The 23,547-nt window shown below is 76.8% G+C and carries 15 protein-coding genes; 9 read left to right on the top strand and 6 right to left on the bottom strand.

All coding sequences use genetic code 11. From position 1 onward, the window contains the following. Nucleotides 1-10: 10 nt before the first annotated feature. The 5 genes from O7628_RS25795 to O7628_RS25775 all read right to left on the bottom strand — a co-directional run bounded on the left by O7628_RS25795 (nucleotide 11) and on the right by O7628_RS25775 (nucleotide 8,507). The gene (locus O7628_RS25795) at nucleotides 11-1,393 is read right to left on the bottom strand and encodes a hypothetical protein (RefSeq protein ID WP_278134444.1); all 1,383 of its coding nucleotides are present in this window, start codon (nucleotides 1,391-1,393) and stop codon (nucleotides 11-13) included. A 17-nt stretch (nucleotides 1,394-1,410) separates the two neighbouring features. Further along, the gene (locus O7628_RS25790; protein WP_278134443.1) at nucleotides 1,411-4,320 is read right to left on the bottom strand and encodes a hypothetical protein; all 2,910 of its coding nucleotides are present in this window, start codon (nucleotides 4,318-4,320) and stop codon (nucleotides 1,411-1,413) included. Next, the gene (locus O7628_RS25785; protein WP_278134441.1) at nucleotides 4,317-6,350 is read right to left on the bottom strand and encodes a hypothetical protein; all 2,034 of its coding nucleotides are present in this window, start codon (nucleotides 6,348-6,350) and stop codon (nucleotides 4,317-4,319) included. The genes O7628_RS25790 and O7628_RS25785 overlap by 4 nt, the downstream gene beginning before the upstream one ends. Before the next feature lie 340 nt (nucleotides 6,351-6,690). Next, nucleotides 6,691-7,332, bottom strand: coding sequence for a response regulator transcription factor (locus O7628_RS25780; RefSeq protein ID WP_074477844.1), 642 nt, complete (start codon nucleotides 7,330-7,332; stop codon nucleotides 6,691-6,693). Then, entirely contained in the window at nucleotides 7,329-8,507 is a 1,179-nt protein-coding gene (locus tag O7628_RS25775; RefSeq protein ID WP_278134438.1) for an ATP-binding protein, read from the bottom strand. Before O7628_RS25775 ends, O7628_RS25780 begins: the two co-directional genes overlap by 4 nt. A 390-nt stretch (nucleotides 8,508-8,897) precedes the next feature. Between O7628_RS25775 and O7628_RS25770 the strand changes: the two genes are divergently transcribed. Genes O7628_RS25770 through O7628_RS25735 form a run of 8 tightly spaced genes read left to right on the top strand, consistent with a single transcriptional unit; the run spans nucleotide 8,898 to nucleotide 20,223 of the window. Beyond that, nucleotides 8,898-10,640 (top strand): hypothetical protein, encoded by a 1,743-nt coding sequence (locus O7628_RS25770; RefSeq protein ID WP_278134436.1) that lies wholly within the window; start codon nucleotides 8,898-8,900, stop codon nucleotides 10,638-10,640. Beyond that, the gene (locus O7628_RS25765) at nucleotides 10,637-13,162 is read left to right on the top strand and encodes a protein kinase (protein WP_278134434.1); all 2,526 of its coding nucleotides are present in this window, start codon (nucleotides 10,637-10,639) and stop codon (nucleotides 13,160-13,162) included. Before O7628_RS25770 ends, O7628_RS25765 begins: the two co-directional genes overlap by 4 nt. Nucleotides 13,163-13,196: 34 nt before the next feature. Beyond that, a complete protein-coding gene (locus tag O7628_RS25760; RefSeq protein WP_278134433.1) occupies nucleotides 13,197-14,444 on the top strand; it encodes a hypothetical protein in 1,248 nt (415 codons plus the stop codon). Next, on the top strand, nucleotides 14,441-16,291 hold the full coding sequence (locus tag O7628_RS25755; protein ID WP_278134432.1) for an AAA family ATPase: 1,851 nt from the start codon (nucleotides 14,441-14,443) through the stop codon (nucleotides 16,289-16,291). The genes O7628_RS25760 and O7628_RS25755 overlap by 4 nt, the downstream gene beginning before the upstream one ends. Further along, nucleotides 16,288-16,932: a 4Fe-4S single cluster domain-containing protein gene (locus O7628_RS25750; protein ID WP_178064484.1), complete on the top strand. Its 645-nt coding sequence runs from the start codon at nucleotides 16,288-16,290 to the stop codon at nucleotides 16,930-16,932. Before O7628_RS25755 ends, O7628_RS25750 begins: the two co-directional genes overlap by 4 nt. After that, nucleotides 16,920-17,540 carry an FHA domain-containing protein gene (locus tag O7628_RS25745; protein WP_278134429.1) on the top strand — a complete coding sequence of 207 codons (621 nt, stop codon included), beginning with the start codon at nucleotides 16,920-16,922 and terminating at the stop codon, nucleotides 17,538-17,540. The genes O7628_RS25750 and O7628_RS25745 overlap by 13 nt, the downstream gene beginning before the upstream one ends. Continuing rightward, the gene (locus O7628_RS25740; RefSeq protein WP_278134427.1) at nucleotides 17,537-18,319 is read left to right on the top strand and encodes a PP2C family serine/threonine-protein phosphatase; all 783 of its coding nucleotides are present in this window, start codon (nucleotides 17,537-17,539) and stop codon (nucleotides 18,317-18,319) included. The genes O7628_RS25745 and O7628_RS25740 overlap by 4 nt, the downstream gene beginning before the upstream one ends. 50 nt (nucleotides 18,320-18,369) lie before the next feature. After that, on the top strand, nucleotides 18,370-20,223 hold the full coding sequence (locus O7628_RS25735; protein ID WP_278134425.1) for an NACHT domain-containing protein: 1,854 nt from the start codon (nucleotides 18,370-18,372) through the stop codon (nucleotides 20,221-20,223). Here O7628_RS25735 and O7628_RS25730 read toward each other — a convergent pair. Next, nucleotides 20,186-22,261 (bottom strand): NACHT domain-containing protein, encoded by a 2,076-nt coding sequence (locus O7628_RS25730; RefSeq protein WP_278134422.1) that lies wholly within the window; start codon nucleotides 22,259-22,261, stop codon nucleotides 20,186-20,188. The two genes, O7628_RS25735 and O7628_RS25730, sit on opposite strands and share 38 nt — an antisense overlap. On the opposite strand from O7628_RS25730, the gene O7628_RS25725 reads away from it, so the two are divergent. Further along, nucleotides 22,232-23,545 (top strand): CHAT domain-containing protein, encoded by a 1,314-nt coding sequence (locus O7628_RS25725; RefSeq protein WP_278134420.1) that lies wholly within the window; start codon nucleotides 22,232-22,234, stop codon nucleotides 23,543-23,545. The two genes, O7628_RS25730 and O7628_RS25725, sit on opposite strands and share 30 nt — an antisense overlap. Nucleotides 23,546-23,547: the final 2 nt, after the last annotated feature.

Genomic DNA, 23,547 nt, shown 5'->3' with positions numbered 1-23,547 from the left:
GCTCCTCCTTCTAGTGCGTGGCGCCGTACACGACCCGGCCGGGCTTGTCGCCGAGCTCGGTGCCGCGCAGGTGGGGCCGTAGGCAGTCGAGGACCAGGCCGTCCGATTCGGACGCGCTGGTGAGCCGCACGTCGTCGCGGCCGTCGGTCAGCCCGTTGTTCTTGGCCTCGGCGTACCGGCCGGCGATCTCGGTGATCACCACGTGGGGCGCGTGTTCGGCGGCGACCTCCCGCACGAACCGCACCGTCTCGTCGCGCAGCCGGTGCCACCAGCTGTCCGGCGCGACGAGCGGACGGTGCACGACCATGCGCAGCCCCTCGGCGAGTTGGGCGGCCCGCAGCACGCAGCGCTCCGTCTCGCCCCAGGCGACCGCCTGGCTGAACTTCGCCAGCCGCTCGGTGAGCAGCTCGGTGTAGCCGACGCCCTCGTGCGGGTCCCGCAGCGGCGTGAGCTGCCAGGTCCGGGCGCTGTGCGCGGCCTCGTCGGCCGCGGCCAGCCAGCTCATCTGGTGGGCGAGCCCGGCGGCGAGGTCGTGGCCCGGCTCGTTGCCGGACAGCGGCGCGGCGACGCCGCCGGCCTTCGACGCCCGCGGGTCGGCCAGGACGCCGGGGTAGCGCCCGCACGCGGGCACGAGGACCCGGCCGGGCACCGTGGCCGGTGCGGGGACCCGCTGCCAGTTCTCGGCCGGCTCCAGCCAGTAAGCCGGGGCGGCGGAGCGCATCCGGGCCGTCCAGAGCGCCTCCAGCGCCGGGGGCAGCCGCAGCAGGCTCAGGTGGAACGCCCGCCACCGGTCGACGAGCTCGAAGCCCGCGGGGACGGGCCGGCCGCCGGTCCAGCGGCGCACCTCCGCCTCGTCGGCGAACTCCACGAAGACCTGCTCGATGGCCCGGCGTACCTGTTCGCCGGCCTCGCGGACCTCGGGGGCGACGGGCCGGGCTCCCGGCACCGCCCAGCCGTCCACGTCCGGTCGGTGCGGCGTGCCCCCGCCGGTGGCCGGCGCGCCGGCCACGGCCCCGTCGTCACCGGGCGGGACGGCCCGGCCGGTGACGGTGCCGACGGCCGGATCGGCCTGCCGCGCCGCCTGCGCCGCCGCGGCCTCCGCCGCCCCCGCCGTCGCCGGCTCCGTCAGCGGGGCCGGGGCCGGCCTGCGGTCCAGGCGGGACACCAGGCGGCGGTACAGCTCGGCGACACACTGCCACATCTCGTCCTCCTCGCCGGGGACGCCGCGGCGGGCCCGGTCCATCGCGGCCCGCAGGAGCCCCTCCTGCATGACCCCACCGAGCCGGGTCACGTGTTCCCGGAACAGCTCGGCGTAGCGGCCCTCGGCGCACAGCACGGTGGCGAGCAGCTCCTCGAAGGGCACGTCGGTGCGGTGGGTTCCGCTGTCGGTCACTGGGTCTCGTCCGTCCATCAGTGGGTCCCGTCGAACGGGTTGTCGTGGTCGTCGGCGTCGAGCTGCGGCGCGCCGAGGCGCACCCGGAGCACCACGCCGGGGTGGGTCTCCACGTCGAGCGGGTCGTCGGTGGTCCACCGGGGCGGGTCGCCGGCGTGCACCCGGACGACACCGTCGGCGTCCAGGCTCACCAGGTTCGGGCCCCGCGCCCCGGGCACCGCCGACAGCGTCCCGACGAGGTGGTCCCGGCCGTCGTCGGTGCGGTAGAGCAGGCCCCACCGGCCGTCGTCGCCCGGCGGCGGCAACGCGCCGACGCCGAGCACCCCGGCGCGGGCCTCGCCGTGCTCGTCGACGAACGTCTCCCGGGAGGCCGGGGCCGCGTCGGCGCCCCGCAGCGCGGGGCGCGGCGGCGTCTCCCGCGCGCCGGCCACGTGCAGACGGTCGGCGTGCGCCGTGGCGTCGGCGACGTCGCCCCGCAGCTCCGCGGGCAGCCGCGGGGCCGGCTCCGCGCGGTCGATCCGCAGGTACGGCCGTTCCCCGCGCCACAGCAGCAGGTCGAGGTTCCCGGCGGCGTCGACCTCGATGCCGGCCCGGATCTGGCGCGGCCAGAGCCGCCGGTCGAGCCGCCGGGACGCGCCCGACTCCGCGAGCCGGGAGTCGAGCTCGCTCCACCGGAACACCCCCCACGGCACGGGCTGCCCGCCGTCGACCTCCCGCCGGATGATGCACCGGTCGCCGAGCGGGCCGATCGTGGCGAAGGCGCGCAGGCTGCCGTCGGCCTGCTCGCGCAGCGGGGTGCCGGCGGGCAGGAGCACCCGCCCCTGGTCGGCGCGCCCGGCCATGCTCAGCGCGCAGGGCAACGCCTGGAGCATGTTGTCGACCTCGACGGCGACCTCCGTGGCGCCCTGGCGCAGCAGTTCCTCGTCGGCGTCGGGGGCGCCCAGGGAGGCCAGCGACGCCGCCCACGCCGCGCCCATCGACGCCGCGTTCTTCGCGTACGTCCGCTCCACCACGACCCGCACCGGCGGCTCGCCGCGCCGGCTGCCGGCGGCCAGTTCCCGGCCGACGACGTCGGCGGCGAGGGCGAGCTGACTCGCCTTGCCGGTGAGGATGACCCGGTCGAGCCGGTCCGCCCCGTCCAGGCGGGCGCGGGCGAGACCGGCGGCGAGCCGGCTGACCTCCACCAGCATCGGCTCGGTCACCTCGACGAAGTGCGCGTAGGACAGTTCGAGCGGCCCGCCGCCGATGCCGGGGGGCAGCTTCGCCGGCACGCCGTCAGCGCGGCTGACGATGTCCTGCACCACGTCGGCGGGCAGCCGGAACGGGCGGCCGGGCGCGACGTCGATCTTCGCGCGTTCGGCGAGCTCCCACAGGTCGCCGAAGGTCCGCTCCCGGCCCTGCGGGCTGCCGGCGACGCCGGCGGTGCGGGTGCCGAGCACCCGCTCCACGTTGTCCCGGAACCGCCGGCCGGCGGGCCCCTCCGGGACGGCGGTGTCCCGGCGCAGGGCGCCCAGCGCCTGACGGACGAGCCGGCCCGGCACGTACCGGCCGTCCTCGCGGCAGGACGCGTCGAGGCCGGCGGTGACGGTGTCCTGCCACTCGCGCCAGGCCCCGGCCTCGCCGAGCTGGTCGGCGCCGGTGTGCCCGGTGGTGAGCAGGTGGTCGGCGATGATCGCCTTGAGCAGGTGGAAGACCTGGAGGGTGAGGAAGTCCCCGCCCCGCCGGGCCCGCCCGCTGGTGCCGCGCAGCTGGGGCAGCAGCCGGTAGTAGCGGCCCGTGGTGCCCGGTTCGGCCCCCGGCAGCTGCGGCGTCTCGTCGCGCAGGTGGACGGTGACGAGCGCGATGTCGGTGGTGCCGCCGCCGATGTCGACGACGAGGGAGTTCTCGATCCAGTGCCGCTGCCCGCCGGGGACCGGGCGGAACCGGGCCCGCAGGGCCTCGATGCCGATGGCGTAGTTGGCGCCGAGGTCACGCATCAGGAAGAAGAGCGCGGCGGAGATCGCCTCGTCGTAGCGCAGGTCGGCCTCGCCGACGCCGAGCACGTCGGTGAGGACCCGCGCCAGGCGTTGCCGGGCCGACGGCGGGGCCATCGTCGGGTAGGTGGCCACGACCTGATCGACGTGGCCGCTCTCCAGCCGGTCCGGGTGGGCCCGGGTGAACTCGTCGGTGCGGTCGAGCAGGAAGCCGAAGGCCCCGCCGAGCAGCGCCTCCACGTCGACGGTGCGGTCGTCGTCGCGCAGCGCGACGCGGAAGGCGGGGTCGTCCAGGTGGTGCTTGAGGCCCCGTACGGAGGCCAGCGGGGTGCCGTCGCCCAGTGGCGGCCCGAGGCGCACGCGCAGCTCCGGGTCGACGGCGGTGACGTCGAGCCGGCTCGGGACCTCCTCGGCCTCGATCGCGCTGTCCAGCCGCACCGGGAACAGGCAGTGGTGTTCCAGGGCCGGGGTGGCGAAGGCGGTGTCGTAGCAGTGGTGCAGGCGTCCGGCGAGCCAGGCCGAGAAGGGGGCGGTGCCGCCGGGCTGGGCCAGGTCGAGCGCCAGCAGCACCCGGTGCAGGAGGCCGCCTCCGGCGGCCTCGTCGCTCTCGACGGCCTCGACGAGACCCTCGACGTCGGTGCCGGTCAGGTCGCCGGCGATCCGGTCGCGCAGGGCGGCCCACTCGGCGCGGCACGCCCCGGCGCGGGGCGTGGCGAGCTCGTCGTCGGCGGGCTCGGCGCGCAGCAGGGCCACGGTCTCCCGGCACAGGACGGCCCGCTGGTCGGCCGGCATCGGCAACTGCGGCGGCGGCCGGTACGGGTCGTAGAGGGTGACGGTGGAGTTGGTGGTGCCGAAGTCGACGGCGGCCAGCCCGCCGTGCCGGTCGGGGAAGCGGCGCACGCCCGGCCGGATCCGTCGCCCGACGCCGGGCGGGCGGGGGTCCTCGCTGCTCATCTGCCCTCCTCGGCGGTGCGGGACATCCGGTTGTCCTCCTCGGCGCGCGACGACAGGTCGTCCTCCTCCAGCAGGGCCTCCACCCGCCGGGCGAGGACCTGCGGGGGGTCCGGCTCGACGCCGGGGTCGACGCCGGCCAGGGCCCGGATCTCCGCGTCGGTGCGGGGCAGGGCGGCGCGCAGCTCCCGCAGCGCGTGGCGGATGGCGTCGACCCGGCGGGCCTGTTCCACGGCGAGGCCCTCGACGGCCAGCCGCCGGACGGCCTCGACCAGTTCGCGGCGCACCCGCATGACGGTCGCCTGGTGCCGGCCGGGCCCGTGCGGGTCGTGCCAGGGCAGGGGCCGGTCCGGCGCGAGGGGGAACGCCTGGCGCGCGGCGTCGGCGTCGGCGGGCGACGCCCCGTCGGCCGGGCCGGCGTGGGTCAGCCAGTCGAGCTGCACGGCGCGCCGCAGCGTGGTCAGCGCCGCGTCGCGGCCGTCCCCGTTCCCCCGCTCGCGGGCCGGTTCGACGTCGTCGAGCAGCACGGCCTTCAGCGGGCCGAGCCGTGGGGAGCGGCGCTGCCGCCAGGCGGCGACGGTCGCGTCGACGACCTCGCCGACCACCGACGGCAGTTCCCGCAGGGTCGCGCGGAACGTCGCCTCGAACACGTCGGGGCGCGCGGGCGGCTCCTCCCGGTCGAACCCGTCGCCGGGCTGCACGTGCTGCTCGGCGACGGCCGCGAACAGGACCGCCCACTGCGGCCACGCGTGGACCCGGGCCACCACCCGCTGGGTGACGGCGTCCTGCGGGGTCATCCCCCCGTCGAGCCGGGCTTCGGGGCCGGCGACGCCGCGCCCCACGTCGTCGATCAGCGCGGTGAGTTCCGTGCCGATGCGGCCCACCAGGTCGCGCAGCCGCTCCTGCGCGGCCGGGGGCGGCGGCGGGGCGGCGGGGGGCTCCTCGTCGAGCGCGGCGACGGTGGCGCGCAGCACCCGGCGCAGGTCCAGGTGGGCCGCGTGGGCCCGGGTGGCGCGCGCCGCCCGGCCGGCGTCGCGGCCCGCGCCGAGCAGGGCGGCACGCAGGTCGTCGGCGGGCGCGGGGGCGGGCGCTCCGGCGCGCAGCGCCGCGCTGCCCGGCCCGGTCAGGACGGTCAGCTGGGGGTACGCCCGCACGGCCCGCTCGGCGTCGCCCCGCGCCCCCGGCAGGAGCACGGCCGCGCTGGCCGCGCCGAGTTCGTCCTCGATCAGCAGGTCGGCGCGGCCGGTGCGCAGGTGGGGGGCGAGCACCGGCAGGTCGATCAGGTCCAGGGGCTCGTCGGCCAGCGGCCACCGGTCGTGCGGCACGTCCACCTCGACGGTCACCCGCCGCACCACCGGGAAGACCCGGTGCAGGACGCTCTCGGTGAGTTCGGTGCCGGGCTCGTACGGGCCGGGCGCGGTGGCGTCGGGGAACGGCGCGACGCCGCCGGCCGCCCCGCCGACGTGGAACGGCATCGTCGCCTGGTGGACGGCGTCGAGTCGCGCCGGGACCCCCTCGACGCCGAGCAGGTGTTCGGCGAAGACCTCGGCCCGGTGCAGCGCGACGAGTTCGGTCAGGCCGGCGCGGCACCGCGCGTCGGCGGCGGGCCAGAGCCGCCGGGCCTGCGCCAGCGCCTGCGGCCAGTCGGCGGCCGACGCGGGCCCGTCGCCGAGCCGGTCGAGCAGCCGGGACCGGCAGCGCGCGATCCCGGCGCGGTCCAGGAAGGACACCGAGACGGCGCGGACCGCCGCCCGTTCCCGGGCGACGGCGCGCAGGCGCACCGCCGTGACGTACCCGAGGGTGGACCGCCGCGGGGTGAGCGCCGGCGCGCCCCCGCCGAGCAGCGGCGGCCACAGGTGGTGGCTGACGACGTGGTCGTCGTCGCCCTCGGCCAGCAGGGCGACGGAGACGGGCGCCTGCGCGACGCGCACGACCCGCTCCGACGCCGCCCGGGCGGCGTCGGCGTGCGGGCCGCCCGGCAGGGCCGCGGTGACCGCGGCGAGCAGGCGCTCGGCGCGCTCGCGGGTCCGCACCGCGGGGTCTGTGCGGTGTGTCGGCACGGGTGTCCTCCGGTCAGGGGTACGGTCGACCAGCCGTCGTCCGGCCAGCGTCGGGCCACCGGCGATCGGGAGAGGGCGCGGGACGATCGGGGGGTGACGAGGGGAATTGCCGCGCCTCGGCGTCGGCGTGGCCCGACTGTAGTCGGGCAGCGGGAATTGTCAGTGTCAGCCTTCGGACACTTTTTCGCCGCTGTCGAGGAAAAGCCGCACGGCCCCGGTCCCGCCGTCCGAATGGCTGGACGTAATCGTCGGAAGGTGCCCGGGGTCGAACGCTGTCGATCGTTTCGAACGAGTTGTCATCGGCGTCGACCTCCTACTTCGGCGGCAGCCGGCCGCGGCCGAATCCGTCCTCGCGGGCGCGGTCGAGAAACTGCACCCGGTGCTCGATCGGCCGGCCCGCCCGCGCGTATTTCTCCTTGATACGATCGAGGTACGTCCGCACCGTTCCGGGTGCTATCCCCAGCACCCGGCCGACCGCCTCGACGGTGCACCCGCTGCCGTAGGAGACCAGCACCTCGCGTTCCCGGGCCGACAGCTGCGGGCGTTCGGGCCGGGCGTCTCGGCCCAGCCAGAACGCGTGCTCGGTGGTCATCGGCGTCTCCCCGGCGGCGACCTGCCGGACCACGTCGGCCAGGACGCCGAGGTTGTTGGCCTTCAGCACGTACGCCGAGGCGCCGGCCTCGGTGGTCGCCGCGATGTAGACCGGGTCGGGGATCACCGACACCACCACGACCGTGTGCCCGACGGCGACCAGCCGGCGGACGTTGTCGGCGGGGTCGGTGAAGTTCTCCAGGTTGAGGTCGAGGATCACGATCCTGGGCCGCCGCGTCGCCGCGAGGAACTCGTCGACCGAGACGGCGAGGGCCGTGAGCGTGATGTCCGGCAGGCGGCTCATCCAGGCGGACATGCCCTCCAGCAGCATCTGGTCGTTGTCGATCGCACCGATCTCGATCATTGCCGCCATGAGACCTCCACCATCGTTCCCTGGTCCGGCGCGGAGTCGATGGCGACCCGGCCGCCCACCTCCACGACGCAGTGCCGCAGCTCGCGCACGAGCCCCCGGCCGGGGGCGACCGCCTCCGGCCGGAAGCCCCGCCCCCGGTCGACGACGGTGAGGGTGATCCCGCCGTCGCCGCCGACGGCGGTCAGCCAGGCCTCGTCGGTGCCGGCGTGCTTGGTGACGTTGGTCAGCGCCTCGCTGACCGCGTTGGTCAACGCCTGCTCGACGTCCGGGGGCAGGCGTTCGGACAGGTCGTGGAACTGCGAGTGCACCTGCAGGCCCAGCGCCTGCTTGTCGCGCACCACGCCGGCCAGCGCGCTGGCCAGGTTCCCCGTCGGGCCGCCGCTGCCGGCGGTGACCAGCCCGCGCAGGTAGTCGGCGTCGCGCTGGGCGAGCGCCCGCACCTCCTCCCGGCGGTGGTCCAGCCGGCCCCGGGCGATCATGCTCAGCGTCGTGAGCACGGTCCGGTGCAGCGCGTCGTACTGGCGGGTCCGTTCGTCGAAGCGGGCCTGCGCCGCGGCCTCCCGGGCCCCGGCGGCCAGCGCCGCCTCGGTGGCGGCGTCCAGTTGGGCGGCGCTGCCGCGCAGGTAGCCGGCGACCACGGCGGCCAGCACCGCGAAGCCCAGCAGCGACACCGCGTTGACGGTGGTCGCGCCGAATCCGTCCGGGCCGGCGAGCAGCTCGCGCAGGGAGCCGGCCAGGTAGCCGGCCACGAGCAGGGCGACGGCCGCCGTCGCGGGCCAGCGCGGCACGAACGCGGCGGCCACGATCGCCGCGCCCATCGCCGGGGGCAGGACCCAGTGCTGCCAGCCCGTGTCGCACGAGGCGACGCAGGCGGCCGGGACCAGCAGCAGCCCGAGCAGCGCCACCAGTACGTCGGCGTAGACCCAGCCGTGGCCCATCCGGCCGGCCCGGCCGGCGCGGACGAACAGCAGCACCGTCCAGCCGACCGTCAGCAGGTAGCCGGCCAGGACCAGGGCCGGCAGCCGGTACATCCGCAGGCCGCCGATGAGCGGCACCGGGATCCAGACGGCGAGCTGCACCGCCCGCAGGCAGCCGGCCGCCCAGATCAGCAGCACGTTCACCCGTGCCGCCGCCTTCTGTCGCGTCAGCGCCCCTGTCTGCCCCACGTCCCGACGATGGCATGTCGCGTCCTCGTCGGACAGTCGGCATATCGGCGGACACGAACGACCGCCCGCGACACCCGATGCGGATTTCGTCAGATCCGCCGCCGCACGGGCATTGACGAATCGAATAGGCGACTGCCACGCTGGCACGGCCGAAGTGCCGCAGTGCTCTCACCATGCCAACCGTTCGGATGATTCATGCTGCAACCGATGGGGCACATTCCCTGCCATCAGGTCGATGCCGCAGTTCGCGCCGCCGAAGATCAACTAGCGACTGCCGCAAGGCGTTCCCCCGCCGAACGAGTCGCGTTGCTGTGGAGGCTTTGCGACGCATTGCAGGGCCGATTCCTGTGCACCAATTCCGCCGCCGACCTGAATAGCGCGATCGACACGGTGCGGACCGCGCGGGAGCTGGTGCCGAAGGCCCGGCCGGAGGCCCGGCTGCTCGCGATCCGGCTCGCCTCGCTGCTCGGCATGCGCAGCCGGCCCGACGACGAACAGGAGGCGTCCGCGGTGCTCGTCGCCGCCCAGCGGACCGTCCGCCCGGGCAGCGTGGAACACGCCGCCATCGACTTCATGACCGCCGCCCTGCTGCTCCCCCGCTATCTGCGCCACCGGCGGGAGGAGGACCTGACGGCGGCCGTCGAGCGGCTGGAACGGGCGATGCCCGTCCTCGACGGGGAGGCCGCCCGGGACCGGGCCAACCCGCAGCACACGGCGGTCATGGCCACCATGGCCGGCATGGCGCGCTTCCACCTGGCGCTCGCTCACCACAGCCGGCAGAGTGGCGGCCCCGCCGACGAGGAGGCCGAGCAGCGGATCGTCGCCCTGCTCGCCGAGGCGGAGCGGCTGTCGCCGCAGACCACGTCCATGGCGGGCATGCTGCACCAGGTCCGCGCGTTGCAGCGGGGCCTCGTCCAGGGCGAGTCGGCGGACCCGATGGCCATGGCCGAGCAGGTCTCAATCGGCGACGACGTGCCCTTCCCCGTGGCGACCGGGCTGCTCGGGAGCACGGCCGGCGCGATCCGGGCCGGCGGGCGGCTCGGCTCCTCCGGCGACCTCCAGGCGCTCGACGCGCAGATCGCCACGTTGGAGGCCGAGCTCGCCGCCCCCGACCGGTACGAGCCCGACCCGGCGACGCAGCTCGTCACGCTGGCCCAGTGCTACCAGCTGCGGGCCAGGACGAAGGGCCTGTCCGAGGACCCCTCGGCGGGCGCCGACCGGCTGCGGGCGCAGGAGCTGGCGACCGAGGCGCTCGCCGCGGGCGGCGGCAGCCAGGACCAGGCCCGGCTGGTGCTGGGCGTCTGCAAGCTGGACTCCCTCCATCCCGAGCGGCCCGACCCGCAGGTGCTCGACGAGGCGGTCCGACTGCTGCGCAGAGGCGCCGGCGGCACCAGCCTCAGCCCGGCGATGCGCAACGCCGCCCGCGTCCCGCTGGCCGAGGCGCTGCTCGCGCGGGGCATGCTCGTCGGCGACGGGGACGAGGTCGACGAGGCGCTGGCGCTGCTCACCGCGCACCGCGACCGGCTGCCGCCGGCGTCGTTGCAGCACGCGGTGGCCAGTTCCCGGGTCGCCGCCGCCCTGCACGTGCGCGCCGAGGGGACCGGGTCCACCGAGGACCTGCTGCACGCCGCCGACGCGTCGCGCCGGGCGACGGCGGCGATCGGGGAACTGAGCCTGGTGTGGGCGTACGACACCGCCCTGTACTGGGCCGAGTGGTCCTGGCGGCACGGGCGCACGGGCGACGCCGCCGAGGCGTACCTGCTGACCCTGCGGACGCTCAACCAGATGGCCCGCGCCCAGCTCAGCCGCGCGTACGGCGAACTGGTCCTGCGCCGGCGCACGCGCGGGCTGGTCGGCCGGGCCGCGCACGCGCTGACCCGCCGCCGCCGGCTGCCGGAGGCCGCCGTGGCGCTGGAGTCGGGCCGGGCCGTGCTGCTGTCGGCCGCGCTGGAACGGGACCTCGTCGGCCTCACCGGCGCGGAGCACGCCCCGGTGCGCGAGCGCTACCGCCGGGCGGTGGACCGGCTGACCGAGCTGGAGGACCGGGCGCAACGCGAGGCGTCGACGCAGGAGGGCCTTCCGTCCGACGAGGCGGCCACGGAGGAGGAACTGACGGGGGAGGAACAGGCGTGAGCGACGTACCCACCCGGCGGGAGGGCCCCGGCCGGCAGGCCGCGCCCACCACCGCCGACCCGACGCCGGGCACCGCGCCGGCCACCACCCGGGAGACGCCGCCGCCGGGCCCGGCCGCCCCGGCGACCGGCGGCGACGACAGCGGCCTGCCGCAGGGCGTGTCGGCGCGGTTCAGCCCGGTGCGCCACCTGGCCACCGGCGGGGAGGCGCACCTGGTCATGCTGGTCGAGGAGCGGGCCACCGGCCTGACCCGGGTGGCGAAGGTCTACCCCACCTCGGTGCGGCCCGACCCGCGGCTGCTCGACGCGCTGCGCACCGCCGACGAGCGCCACGTGGTCCGCATGCTCGACTACGGCACCGAGGTCAACCGGTACGGCACCCCCACCAGCTGGGAGGTGCTGGAATACCTGCCGCACGGCTCGCTCGCCGCGCTGGCCCGCGCCCACGGCGGCCCGCTCCCGCCGCAGCAGGTGCGCCGGGTCGTCGCGGAGGTCACCGACGCCCTGGCCTACCTGCACGGGCAGCTGCGCCACGGCGACGCCACCGGCATCGCCCACCGCGACATCAAGCCGGAGAACGTGCTGGTCCGCTCGGTGGACCCGCTGGAGCTGGTGCTCTGCGACTTCGGCCTGGTCGCCGAGCTGCGGGCCACCCGGCGCAGCACCGGCCGGGCGGGCACCCCCGCCTACCAGGCCCCGGAGACGTGGTGGCAGAAGAGCCAGGAGCCCGCGCAGGACTGGTGGTCGCTCGGGGTCCTCGTCGTCGAGCTGCTCACCGGCCGCAACCCCAACAGCGGCGTGGGCGGCGACACCGCCAACGAACGGACCATCTTCGAACACATCGCCACCTACGGCGTCGACCTCAGCGGCGTCACCGACCCGGGCTGGCTGCTGCTGTGCCGGGGGCTGCTGACCCGGGCGCCCGCGCTGCGCTGGGGCGCGGACCAGGTGCGGGCCTGGCTGGCCGGCGAGACACCCGCCGTCGACGACCCCGACCCCGCGCCGGAACCCGAGCAGCGGCCGGTGCCCCCGTTCGAGCTGGCCGGGCGCCTCTGCCGGAACCCGGCCGAGGTGGGCGTGGCGATGTCCGAGAACTGGCAGGCCGCCGTGGGGCTGTTCCGCCGCCGGGAGAGCCAGCTCGACCTCGACGACTGGCTGCGCGACAACTTCCCCCGGCTCGACCTGCCGACGAACCTGATGAAGTCGAAGGCCGCCGGGCGCGACGACGCCGCCGCCCGGGTCGTCCGCTTCGTCTCCCACGTCGCGCCGGAGCTGCCCCCCGTCTTCGAGGACGAACCCGCCGACGGACCGGGCCTCGCCGACCTGGCCGCGCGCGCCGTCGCCGGCGAGCCGGCCGCCGCCGGCATCGTCGCCCGGCTCGACGCCCAGCTCCTGCGGGCCCTGGCCCGGCACCGCTGCCGGGCGCACCCCGGCTGCGCGGACGGCCCCTGCGCGGTCCTCGCCGACACCGCCGAGCGGCTCGCCCGGGTCACCTCGGCCGTCGACGCCCGCGCCGGGCAGCTCGGCGGCGAGCTGGCCGCCGGGGCCACGGGCGGCTGGCCGCGCGGGACGCCGCCGGAGCTGGACCAGGCGCTGCCGGTCGCCCGGGCCCTCGCGCTGCGGCTGCTCGTCGACCCCGACCACGGCGGCCGGCTGCGCGCGACGCTCGCCAGGCAGAAGAGGGCCGCGGGCCGCTGTGACTGGTGGGAACGGCTGCGCGAGGAGGCCGGCTCCGGCGGCGACGACCGGCAGGTCGCCGCCGCCGCGCTCGCCGCCGCGCTGATCCCGTTCGCCACCGCGCGGATGGCCGCGGAGAAGGCCGCCGCCGCCGAGGCCAGGCAGCGGGAACGCAACGCCGACGCGGCCCGTGCCGGCTGGGTGCCGCCGGCCCGGGCCACGCTGCGCAACGTCTGGCGGGACGCCGTGAACTACCTGCTCGCGGTCGCGATCGGGTATCTCACCACGTTCGCCGCCGCCGCGTTCTGGACCCTGGGCGAGTTCCCCGACGCGTGGGCGCGGCCGGCGGTGATGCTCACCCGCGTCGCCGCCGTGCAGACCGCGGTCGCGCTGCCCCTGCTGGCGCTGCTCGCCTGTCTGGTGATCTGCCCCGCCGACGCGGAGGCCGGGCTGCGCCGGGCCCGCCGGCTCTGCTGGGCCGCCGGGGCGGTGGTCTGGGCGCTGCTCACCGCCGACGACGGCACGTACGCGATGTTCCTCCAGTTCCCGGTGGTGCTCGACACCGGCGTACGGACGTGGCTGACCGACCTGGCCACCGGCTACGGCGAGGCCTACCCGTACGTCGCGGGCGGCGGCCTGCTCCTGGCGGTGTGGCTCGGCCGGCGGCTGGCCGCCCGCGCGTACGGCACCGAGGGCGGGCGGCTGTCCGGCCGGGTACCGAGGGGCGTGCGCGGCGCGGTGATCGCGCTGGTGGCGGTGCTGTACCTGCTGCAACCGGTCTACGTGTGGCAGGGGTGGGCGCTGCCGCTGCTGCCCGAACCCACCCGGGTGTGGTGGTTGCTGTGAACGTCAGTGAAGTCGCGATGGTGAGGAGGCCGCGATGAGCGGGATCACCGGCGCCCGGTACGTCGTGGAGACGGCCGCCGAGCGCCTCGCCCGCGAGCAGCGGGCCCAGTGGCAGCAGTTCGTGCAGGTCCGGGGCGAGCTGGAGGCGCTGCGCGCCGAGGCCGAGGCGTACCGGTCGGTCTACGGCAGCCGGATCAGCCGGGTCGCCGCCGGCGCCCGGGCCCGCCCCCAGCACTCCCCGCGTCGGATCGCCGCCGCCACCGCCGACGTCGCCCTGCTGGTCGGCCGCGAACGGGAACGGCTGCGCACCGAGGTCCTCGCCGCCTCCCGGCAGGACGTCAGCGGCCTGCTCGCCGCCCCGGCCGCCGGGGCGGCGCGGCCCGCCGCGCGGCCGCGCCGGCAGTGGGACGAGCGCACCGTCGCCGAGCCGGACACCCGGCAGCGCGACGACACCGCGACCCGGGCCGCCCCGGCGCGCGCCGACGCGGCGGCGCGGGAACAGCACCGGGCCCGCGCCACCCGGGCCGCCGAGCTGCTGTCCCGGCTGCCCGCCGCCACGCCCGACGAGGTCCGCGCGCCGTGCGCCGCGGCGGTCGCCGAGATCGCCGCCGGGGCCCCGCCCAGCCGCGCCCACCTGCTGCTGCGGGACCTGGCGGAGCGGGTGACCGCCCAGCAGCGGGCCGAGGAACGCGTGGCCCTCGCCCGCCGCGACCTGCTCACCATCGCCGCCCCGCTGGAGACGGTGCCCGGCGACGCAGCGGCCCGGCTGCGCAAGCGGGTGGCCCGGCTCGTCGCCGACCGCGTCGACCACGTCCCCGACGGGCTGCGGGCCGAGGCCGACGAGGTCGTCGCGCAGGCCGACCGGGCCCGCCGCCGCAAGGCCGTGGCCGACGCCGTCCGGGTCGGGCTGACCGACCTCGGCTACCGCGTCGGCGACGGCTTCGACACGGCCCTGGCCGGCGCCGGGGTGGCGTACGCGGCGATGGACGGCGACACCGGCTACGGCGTGAAGGTGCTGCTCGACCGGGACGACCCGGTGATCCGCACCCAGGTGGTCCGCGCCGGCAGCGCCCGGGCCGAGCGCACCGAGGACGCCGCCGCCGAGCGGAAGTTCTGCGACGACTACGAGGTGATCAAACGGCGGGTGCGCCGCGCCGGCATCCCCATCGACCAGTTCGGGCAGGTCGACCCGGGCCGGCAGGCCGTGCAGGTCGTCGCCGACGAGATGATCCCGGCCCAGGCCCACCGCGCCGCCGGGCAGCAGAGGAGGCAGGGACTGTGACCACACCGCCGACCGACGAGACGGCCCCGCAGCCGGCGTGGCTGCGCGAGGTGAGCCTCGCCCTCTGCGCGCACCCGCAGGTCCTGCTCACCGGCAACGTCCGCGACCTCTACCGGCTGCCCGACCCGGAACGCGCGGGCGCCGTCCGGTTCATGGGCCTGGTCGAGGCGCTGTGGAGCGTCGCCCGGGCGAGGGGCTACGCCGCGCTGCTGACGTACTCCAGCGGCGTCGGCGTGGAGATCGCCGCGCAGCTGCCCGACGGCGGCGCGGCGGCCGCCCAGGCCGTGCTGCGCGACGCCGACGTCGAACCGAACCGCCCGCTGCACCTGGCCCAGGTGCGCGACCTGCTCGGCGCGGTGGTGGACGTGCCCCGGCGGCGCGCCGCCGGCCCACCCGTGGCGCTGGCCCTGGTCGACGCGGCCCGGCTGTTCACCGGCGAGCTGCTCTCCCCCGAGGAACGCCTCTTCCTCGCCACCGCCGACCGGCTCGCCTACCGCGCCACCCCGGTGGGCAGCGGCTACAACACCGTCTTCTGGGTGCTCGACCGCGAGCACGACCTGCCCTCGTGGTTCGCCACCGGCAACCACACCCTGCGGATCACCGCGATCCCCGAGCCCGACCTGGCGGCCCGCCTCCAGACGGCCAACGACCTGGTGGCGACGCTGCCCGGGATGCCGCAGGACACCGATGAGCGGTGGGCGGTCGCCCGCCGGTTCGCCGAGGCCAGCCACGGCATGCGGCTGCGCAGCATGCGCGACGTGGTGCGCCTCGCCACCGCCGCCGGCATCCCCGGCCCCCGCGTCGACGACGCCGTCCGCGCGTTCCGGGTGGGCGTGCCGGACAACCCGTGGCAGAGCGCCGGGCTGCGGGAACGGCTCAAGACCGCGCAGGAGGAGCTGAGCCACCGGGTGCTGGGGCAGCCCGACGCCGTACGCCGGGTGCTGGACATCCTGGCCCGCTCGGCCACCGGGCTGGCCGGCGCGCACACCGGCGGACGCAGCAAACCCCGCGGCGTGCTGTTCTTCGCCGGCCCCACCGGCGTGGGCAAGACCGAACTGGCTAAGGCGCTGGCCGCGCTGCTGTTCGGCGACGAGAACGCCTACCTGCGCTTCGACATGAGCGAGTTCGCCGCCGAACACACCGAGGCCCGGCTGATCGGCGCGCCACCCGGTTTCATCGGCCACGACGCGGGCGGCGAGCTGACCAACGGCATCCGGCAGCAGCCGTTCCGGGTGGTGCTGTTCGACGAGATCGAGAAGGCGCACCCCCGCCTGCTCGACAAGTTCCTCCAGATCCTCGACGACGGCCGGCTCACCGACGGCCGGGGCGGCACCGTCTACTTCACCGAGGCGCTCATCGTCTTCACCACCAACCTGGGCATCGTCATCCAGGACGAGGACGGCAAGCCGAAGGAGAACGTCACCGCCGCCCAGGAGCTGCCCGACATCGAACAGGGCGTGCGCCGCTACATCGAGGTGTTCTTCCGCCACCTGCTGCGCCGGCCCGAGCTGTTCAACCGGGTGCAGCAGAGCATCGTCGTCTTCGACTTCCTGCGCCCCGAGGTGGCCGTGGAGATCGCCGACCGGGCGATCGGCCGCGTCGCCGAGGCCGTGCACCGCACGTACGGGGCGACGCTGGAGTTCAGCGACGACGCCCGCGACGAGCTGCGCAAGGAGGCCACCTTCGACCTGTCCAACGGCGGCCGGGGCATCGTGGCGGCGATCGAGAGCATCCTGGTCAACCCGCTCGCCCGGGAGGTCTTCGCCAACCCGCCCGCGCCCGGGCAGACGCTGCGCGTCGCCGCGATCGCCGAGGACGGCCAGAACCGCGAGCTGGTGATGGAGTGAGGCTGCGACTGTCCCGGCTGCACCACCCGGTCACCACCCTCGGGCCGGGCCGCCGCGTCGGCATCTGGGTGCAGGGCTGCGCCATCGGCTGTCCCGGCTGCGTCTCCCGCGACACCTGGGTCGCCGAGCCCCGGCACGACGCCGACGTCGACGACGTGCTCGACCGGGTCGCCGCCCTCGACCCGGCCGCCCTCACCGGGGTCACCGTCACCGGCGGCGAACCGTCGGAGCAGCCGGAGGCGCTCGCCGCCCTGCTCACCGGGCTCCGCGCGCTCGGCGCCGGGCACGACTGGGACGTGCTGTGCTACACCGGCGTCGAGCTCGACGAGTTCCGGGCCCGCTGCCCCGGGGCGTACCCCCTGATCGACGCGCTGATCACGGGCCCCTACCGCGCCGGGGAACCGACGGACCTCGTCTGGCGCGGCTCGGCCAACCAGCGCCTGGTGCCGTGCTCGCCGCTCGGCCGACGCCGCTACGCGCCGTGGGTCGACGCCCGCCGCGACCGCCCCGAGCTGCAACTCCAGGTCGACGACGACCGGGTCTGGCTCGTCGGCATCCCCGGACGCGGCGACCTCGCCCGCGTCCAGCGCGCCCTGGAAGCCCAGGGCATCCGGCTGGAAGGAGTGTCATGGCGGCCCTGACCTGCCCGAACCACGGGCCGCAGCCGGCCGGCGGCGCGTTCTGCCCCATCTGCATGGAGTTCCTCGTGCCGGAGTCCGCCGCACCGGACCCGGGCGTCGGGCAGGTGTGCCCCGTCCCCGGCTGCGGCAACCAGCTCGACGCCGACGGCCGGTGCCCGGTGCACGACCTGGGCGGGATGGCCACCGAGGCCGGCACCTGGGCCGGCGAGCCCCCGCCCGGGCGGCCGGCGGACCGGCCCGCCGGCCCCGGACCGGGCGGCGCGCCCGCCACCACCCGCGACGCGCCCCCGGACACCACGGCGTACCGGCTGGAGTTCCCGTTCGGGCCGGTCGGCGTCGGCCACGCCGAGGTCCGCCTCGGCCGCGCCGACGACCTCGGCGACATCGCCGCCCGGCTGGCCGCGCACCACAACGTGTCCCGGCAGCACGCGCTGCTCTGGGTCGAGCACGGCGAGCTGTACGTGCAGGACCTCGGCTCCACCAACGGCACCTACGTCAACGACCGCCGCCTGGACCCGCACACCCGCCAGCGCCTGTTCGACGGCGACGAGCTGCGCCTGGCCGGCACCGTACGGGCCCGGGTACGCCGCACCGGAGGAAACCGATGACCGCGTCCACACCGGCCCCGCACGCCTTCGCGGCGGTGCGGGTCTGCGCCGTCACCGCCCGCGGCGCCGTCCGCGCCGGCAACGAGGACGCCGTCCTCGTCCTCGACTGGATCAGCCAGTCCCCGCGCGCCCGCGTCACCGACCTCACCACCGCCTGGACCCCGCCCCTGGCCTGCGCCGTCGCCGACGGCCTCGGCGGGCACCGCGCCGGCGAGCTGGCGAGCCGGCTCGCCGCCGCCGACCTCGCCAACCGCTACATCGCCTGGGACTCCCCCCGCGCCGTGCACGACGGGATCGTCGCCGTCGGCCGCGCCCTGCACGACACGGCCGCCCGCCAACCCGGCACCGCCGGCATGCGGACCACCATCGCGGGCGTCCTGCTCACCGGCGACGGCGCGTACGTGTTCAACGTCGGCGACAGCCGCGCCTACCGGATCACCGACGGCTACCTGGAACAGCTCAGCGTCGACGACTCCGGCCCGGACGGGGCCACCGTCACCCAGTGCCTCGGCGACCCGCCCGCCGCCCCCCTCGCGCCGCACGTCGCCCTCGCCTCGCTGGACCCGGCAGGCGCCCGCTTCCTGCTGTGCACCGACGGCGTGCACGGCCAGCTCGACGAGCGGCGCCTGCGCGCCATCTGCCGCACCCCCGATCCCCGGGCGCTGGTCGAGACGCTGCGCGACGAGGTCTACGCCGCCGGGGCCGCCGACAACCTCACCGCCGTCGTCGTCGACGTCCTGCCCCTGCCCGGCGAGCCGCACCCCGGGGACCCCGGGTGATGAGGCCGCCGCGCCGCCGAGCCGGCGGACGGCTCCGCCGGGCGGTCCTGGTGGCGGTGGGGTTCGCGTTCCTCGCAGTCGGGCTCTACACCGGGCTGCGGCTGCACGGAACTCTGCTCGACGACATGGACAAGTTGGCGAGCATCGTGGCGGCGGTCGCCGGAATCGCCGCCCTGTGCCTGGCCGTCCTGGCCCGGGCTGCCGAGGGACAGGCCACGATCGACACCGCGAAGGCCCGGGAGGCGCTCGCCGAGCGGGTCGCCGAGGCCTACCGGGACCGGCTGGACCGCCTGGGCCGACACCGTGGCACGACCCTGTGGCTCAGCTGGCGCGCGATGGACAGCGACGTCACGCAGTACGTCACCATGCCACCGCCGCGGGCCCGCGCCACCGCCTCCGGCGGGTTGCAGACCCTGGTGCTGTTCTTCCGGAACCTGCCTGGCCGGCGGCTGGTGATCGCCGGACCACAGGGGGCCGGGAAGAGCATCCTCGCGACCCAGCTCGCCCAGGCGCTGCTCGCCGATCCCGCAGAACAGGCCGTTCCGGTCGTCGTGCCGGCGCTCGGCTGGCATCCCGAGCACCGACCCATGAACGACTGGCTGGTGGACACGATCGTGGCGACGTATCCCGACGAGGACATCACCCCGGAGGCGATCGCACGTCTCGTGCGACGCAACGCGATCCTGCCCATTCTCGACGACTTCGACGAACTGCCGCCCAAGCTCCGGACGGCCGGGCTGCGCACCGTGCCCGGCGGCTGCCTGCTCGTCACCCACGACCTCGCCTGGCTGGACCCGACGTATCCCGGCTGGGAGACCTGGCACCGGGTGATCCAGGTCCAGGAGATCTCGAAGCGGGAGGGCGAGGACTATCTGCATGCCGCCGCGCCCCCGGCCGCCGGGGCCGGCCCGCGCATCGCCGGCCTGGCGAACATGCTGACCACCCCACTCGAGTACGACCTCGGGCTGCGCCGGCTCTGGCGGCTCGGTTGGCCGGGTGAGACGGAGCAGCGGACGCTCGGGCAATGCCGGGCCGCCGTCAACTCCTGGCTGGCCGACGAGGCCCTCGACGGCGCATACCGCGGGAGCCGGTGGTCGGGCGACCAGGGCCGCTCGTACCTGCGCCGGCTGGCCCGGATCGGCGGGTCCGCAGCGGACGGCATCGCCTGGTGGCAGTTGCACCACCTGCTGCCCCGGCCGCTGCTCAAGCTGGTCTTCGGCGTGGTCGTCGCCGGGCCCGGGGCCGGGGCGTGGTGGGCGTTGCGGGACGGGCCGACCCCCGGCGGCGTCGCCCTGCTCGCCGGTGTCGTCGGCGCCCTGCTCGCCGATCCCGCTCCGCCCCGCCGGCTTCGTCCACGCCGGCAGTGGCTGGCCGGCGCGGGGTGGATCGCGGGTGTCCTCGCCGGCTTCTGCGCCAGCGAACTGCTCCACGACGGCCCCGCCGAGCAGTTGCCCGTCGTCGCGGGCGCCGCCGGGCTCACCGCGCTCGCGCTGTCCATCGTGGACCGGCCAGCGGACCCGGACCTGGAGACGTGCCCCCGTCGACTGTGGCGCGCCGACGCCGCCGCGTTGCTCGGGGAGGCCGCCGCACTCGCCGTGCTCCTCACCCTGGCCGCTCTGGCGACCACGCGCGCGATCGGTCAGCCGGTCGAGGGGGCGTACCTCGTCCTGGCGGCACTCGCCGGCGTCGGCTGGGCCGTCGTCCGATCGGCCTGCGTCTGGTACCTCACCACGCTGACGATCCTGGCGGCCGCCCGCCACCTGCCGGTGCGCCTGCTGGCCTTCCTCGCCGACGCACGGCAGCGGGGCCTGGTGCGCCGGGTCGGGCCGGCCTACGAGATCCGATACCCGTTCCTGGCCGAACGACTCACGCAGGACGCCTGTTCCGGACACCGGCATGGGTAAGCAGGCGTTCCCGCAGGCGGGCGTGGCGGAACTGGTAGACGCCGCCGATCTGGCGCAGGACGCCCCGCCGGTGCGCGTCGTCCAGGAACGCCAGCAGCCGCCACGGCAGCTCCCCCCGCACCGCGAACCAGGCCCGCGCCACCCCGAAGCGGCCCCACGCCGTGAACAGCACGCTCGCCCCGGCGGTCGCGGCGGCGACCGCGAGACCGGTGCCCGCGTCGATCAGGGCCGCCGTGGTGACGCCGAGGATGCCGCCGCGCACGACGGCCTTCGCCAGCGCCGTGCGGCGGTCGGCGCGCAGCACCGCCAGCGGGCCCGCCGCGGCCGTCACGTCGGTCGGCACGTCGAGCCAGGCGTCCAGGAACAACGCCAGCAGCAGCGCCCCGGCCGCCGCGACGGCCGCCGCGCCCCCGCCGGACAGCCACCCGGCGGCGACGATCGCCGCCCCACCGGTCACCCAGCCGACCAGCCCGGGCGTGACCACGCCGCGACCGGGAGCCGGCGGACCCGACGCGACGCCGCCGGTGCGCAGCAGGCGGGCCGCCTGCCGGTGCCACCCGGCTCCGCCGCCGTCGTCGGCCGGCAGCCCGGTGGGCACCAGCGGCTGACGGACCATCACGAACCCGCTGACGACCGCGCCCACCACCGCGCCGAGGACAGCCGCGACCCCGCCGCCGACCGCCCCGGCCACCACGCCCAGGGCCACCGCGCCGAACACCCCGCCGGCGACGGCCGGCACGGCGCGCGGCACCACGGCGGACAGCCGCCACCAGGCGATGTCCGGCCCGGCGTGCGCGGCCAGCCAGGCCAGCCAGGGCACGACCCGGGCGGCCGTCCGGGCCGCCGCCCCGCCCGCGTGCTCGGTGTAGGCGACCGGGACCGCCCGGTCCAGCAGGTGCCCGGCCAGGTCGTCGGCCGTGCCGAACCGGCCCGCGTCCAGCAGCGCCGCCGGGTCGGCCCCGGTGTCGCTGTAGGCCGCGCGGGCCAGCGACGTCATCAGCGGCGTGGCGAGCACCCCGCCGACGAGCCGGGCCCGGTCGTCGGCGGGCGCGCCGGCGAGCCGGGCCAGCACCGGCTCCCACGCGGTCGCCGAGGCGCGACCGGTGGGACGGGCGGTACGCGGCAGATACGCCGCCAGGTCCGCCACCCCCAGCGGCAGCAGCCGCACCACGGCCGCACCGGTGAGCACGTCGCCGCCACGCACCGCGTCCAGGTACTGCGCGGTCCGGCTCGCCACGACGACGCCCGGCAGCCCGGGCGACGCGGCGTTGAGGGCGAGCAGCGCCGCCGGGCGCGCCGCCGCCGGCAACTCGTCGAGACCGTCCAGCACCGGCAGGACCCGCTCCTCGGCCAGCAGGGCCGCCGCGACGGTGCCGAAGTCCGGATGCCCGGCGGCCAACGCCGGGTAGTCGGCGGCCAACCGGGCCACCAGCCAGTCGGCGAAACCCGCCCGGCCCGGGTCCCAGGACGTCACCGACAGCAGCACCGGCACCGGCTCGCCCGGCCCACCGGCGGCGATCAGGTCCAGCACCAGCCGGATCAGCAGCACCGACTTGCCGCCGCCGGCCGGCCCCAGCACCACCAGCCGCCGCGACGGGATCCGCCGGAACACCGCGGCGGCCTCCGGAAGCCGCCCGGCGACGGCCACCTCCACGGCCGTCGCGCCCGCCGCCGCCAGCCCGACGTTCGCCCAGTGGTCCTGGCCGCCCAGCCCGGCGGGAAGCGCCTCCCACCGCACCGGGATCGGCATCGGGTCCTGCACCCGACGCAGCGCCTCCTCCACCCGCCACTGCTGGCGCACGGCCGCCCGCAGCGCGCCCTGGTGCTCGTCGAGGGACCGCGCGGGCCGGCGGGCGCGGCCACCCCACACGGCGAGGAGCAGGGTCGCCGCCGCGACCGTGAAGCTGCCGACGCTCGCCACCCGGTCCGCGGTCTCCAGGTCGGACCGCCAGATGAACCAACCGGCAGCGACGACGGCAGCCGTGACGACGTACGGAACGAGGGGTTGATGACGGACCTTCGACAGAATTCGCCGCACGCGGTTCATGATGGCGGGCAGCGTCCAGACGCGCTCTACGACGAGTTGCGGGCCGCGCACACCGAACTGCGGGCCGCCATCGGGGAGATCCAGCGGATCCCCGGCTACGAGCAGTTCCTCGCCCCCGTCGAGATCGGCGACGTCACGGGCGCGGCCGATCACCCCCTGGTGTACGTGACACCGGCCGACGACACCGGCCTCGCGCTCGTCGTGCGGGGCGAGGACATCGTGGACGTGCCGCTGCCGCACCTGCGCGCGGCCCGGGTGCACGAGTGGGCCGAGCGGCACCGCGAGCACTTCCCCACCGCCGCCGCGCCCGCCTCCCGCCGGGCCGCCTGGGACCGGCACCTGGCGCAGCTGTGCGACTGGCTGTGGGAGGCCGTCGCCGGGCCCCTGCTGGCCGAGCTGGCCGGCGAGGCGCGGGCGTCGGTCGTACCGTGCGGCCTGGTCGGCCTGCTGCCCCTGCACGCCGCCCGGTACGCCGACGCCGCCCGGCCGACGGGTTTCGGCTACCTCGCCGACACGCTCGCCCTCAGCTACGTGCCGAACGCCCGGGCCCTGGCCGCGAGCCGGCGGCGGGCCGCCGCCGCGCCCGACGGGGGCCTGCTCGTCGTCACCGACCCGGAGCTGTCCTACGCCCGGTGGGAGGGGGCCGCGGCCGCCGCCACCTTCGACGGCCCCGTCACCACGCTCGCCTGGGCCGACGCGACCGTCGCGCGGGTCCGCGCGGAGCTGCCCGCCGCCCGGGTCGCCCACTTCGGCTGCCACGGGGCCGCCGACCAGCGGGACCCGCTGCGCAGCGCCCTGCGGCTGGCCGGCGAGGCCCGTCTGCGGCTGGCCGACGTGCTGCCGCTGCGGCTGCGCACGCGCCTGGCGGTGCTGTCGGCGTGCGAGACGTTCCTGCCCGGCCTCGACCTGCCCGACGAGGTGATCTCGCTGCCGGCGGGCCTGGTGCAGGCGGGCGTCGCGGGCGTGCTGGCGTCGATGTGGCCCGTCGACGACCACGCCACCGCCCTGCTCATGACCGAGTTCTACCGGCGCTGGCGGGCCGACGACACCACCTCGCCCGGCGAGGCGCTGGCCGGCGCCCAGCGGTGGCTGCGCGACGTGACCCCGGCGGAGCTGGAGGACCACTGGGCCCTGGCCCTCGACGCGGGCGAGGCGTGGCTGCCGGTCGACACCGCCGAGGCGCTGCTCCCGCAGGTGTTCCGCAGCGGCAGCGGCGACTCCCGCCCGTGGTCCGCGCCGTCGGTGTGGGCGGCCTTCGCGTTCACGGGGGCGTGAGC

The organism is Micromonospora sp. WMMD956 (genome assembly GCF_029626125.1).
Taxonomy (GTDB): Bacteria; Actinomycetota; Actinomycetes; order Mycobacteriales; family Micromonosporaceae; genus Micromonospora; species Micromonospora carbonacea.
The sequence above is the reverse complement of the archived record's forward strand: the minus strand, read 5'-3'. Positions and strand labels throughout refer to the sequence as shown.

Coding starts and splice junctions, on each gene's coding strand:
- O7628_RS25790 (WP_278134443.1), bottom strand. CDS start 4,320: ATGAGCAGCGAGGACCCCCGCCCGCCCGGCGTCGGGCGACGGATCCGG.
- O7628_RS25745 (WP_278134429.1), top strand. CDS start 16,920: ATGGCGGCCCTGACCTGCCCGAACCACGGGCCGCAGCCGGCCGGCGGC.
- O7628_RS25760 (WP_278134433.1), top strand. CDS start 13,197: ATGAGCGGGATCACCGGCGCCCGGTACGTCGTGGAGACGGCCGCCGAG.
- O7628_RS25740 (WP_278134427.1), top strand. CDS start 17,537: ATGACCGCGTCCACACCGGCCCCGCACGCCTTCGCGGCGGTGCGGGTC.
- O7628_RS25780 (WP_074477844.1), bottom strand. CDS start 7,332: ATGATCGAGATCGGTGCGATCGACAACGACCAGATGCTGCTGGAGGGC.
- O7628_RS25725 (WP_278134420.1), top strand. CDS start 22,232: ATGACGGACCTTCGACAGAATTCGCCGCACGCGGTTCATGATGGCGGG.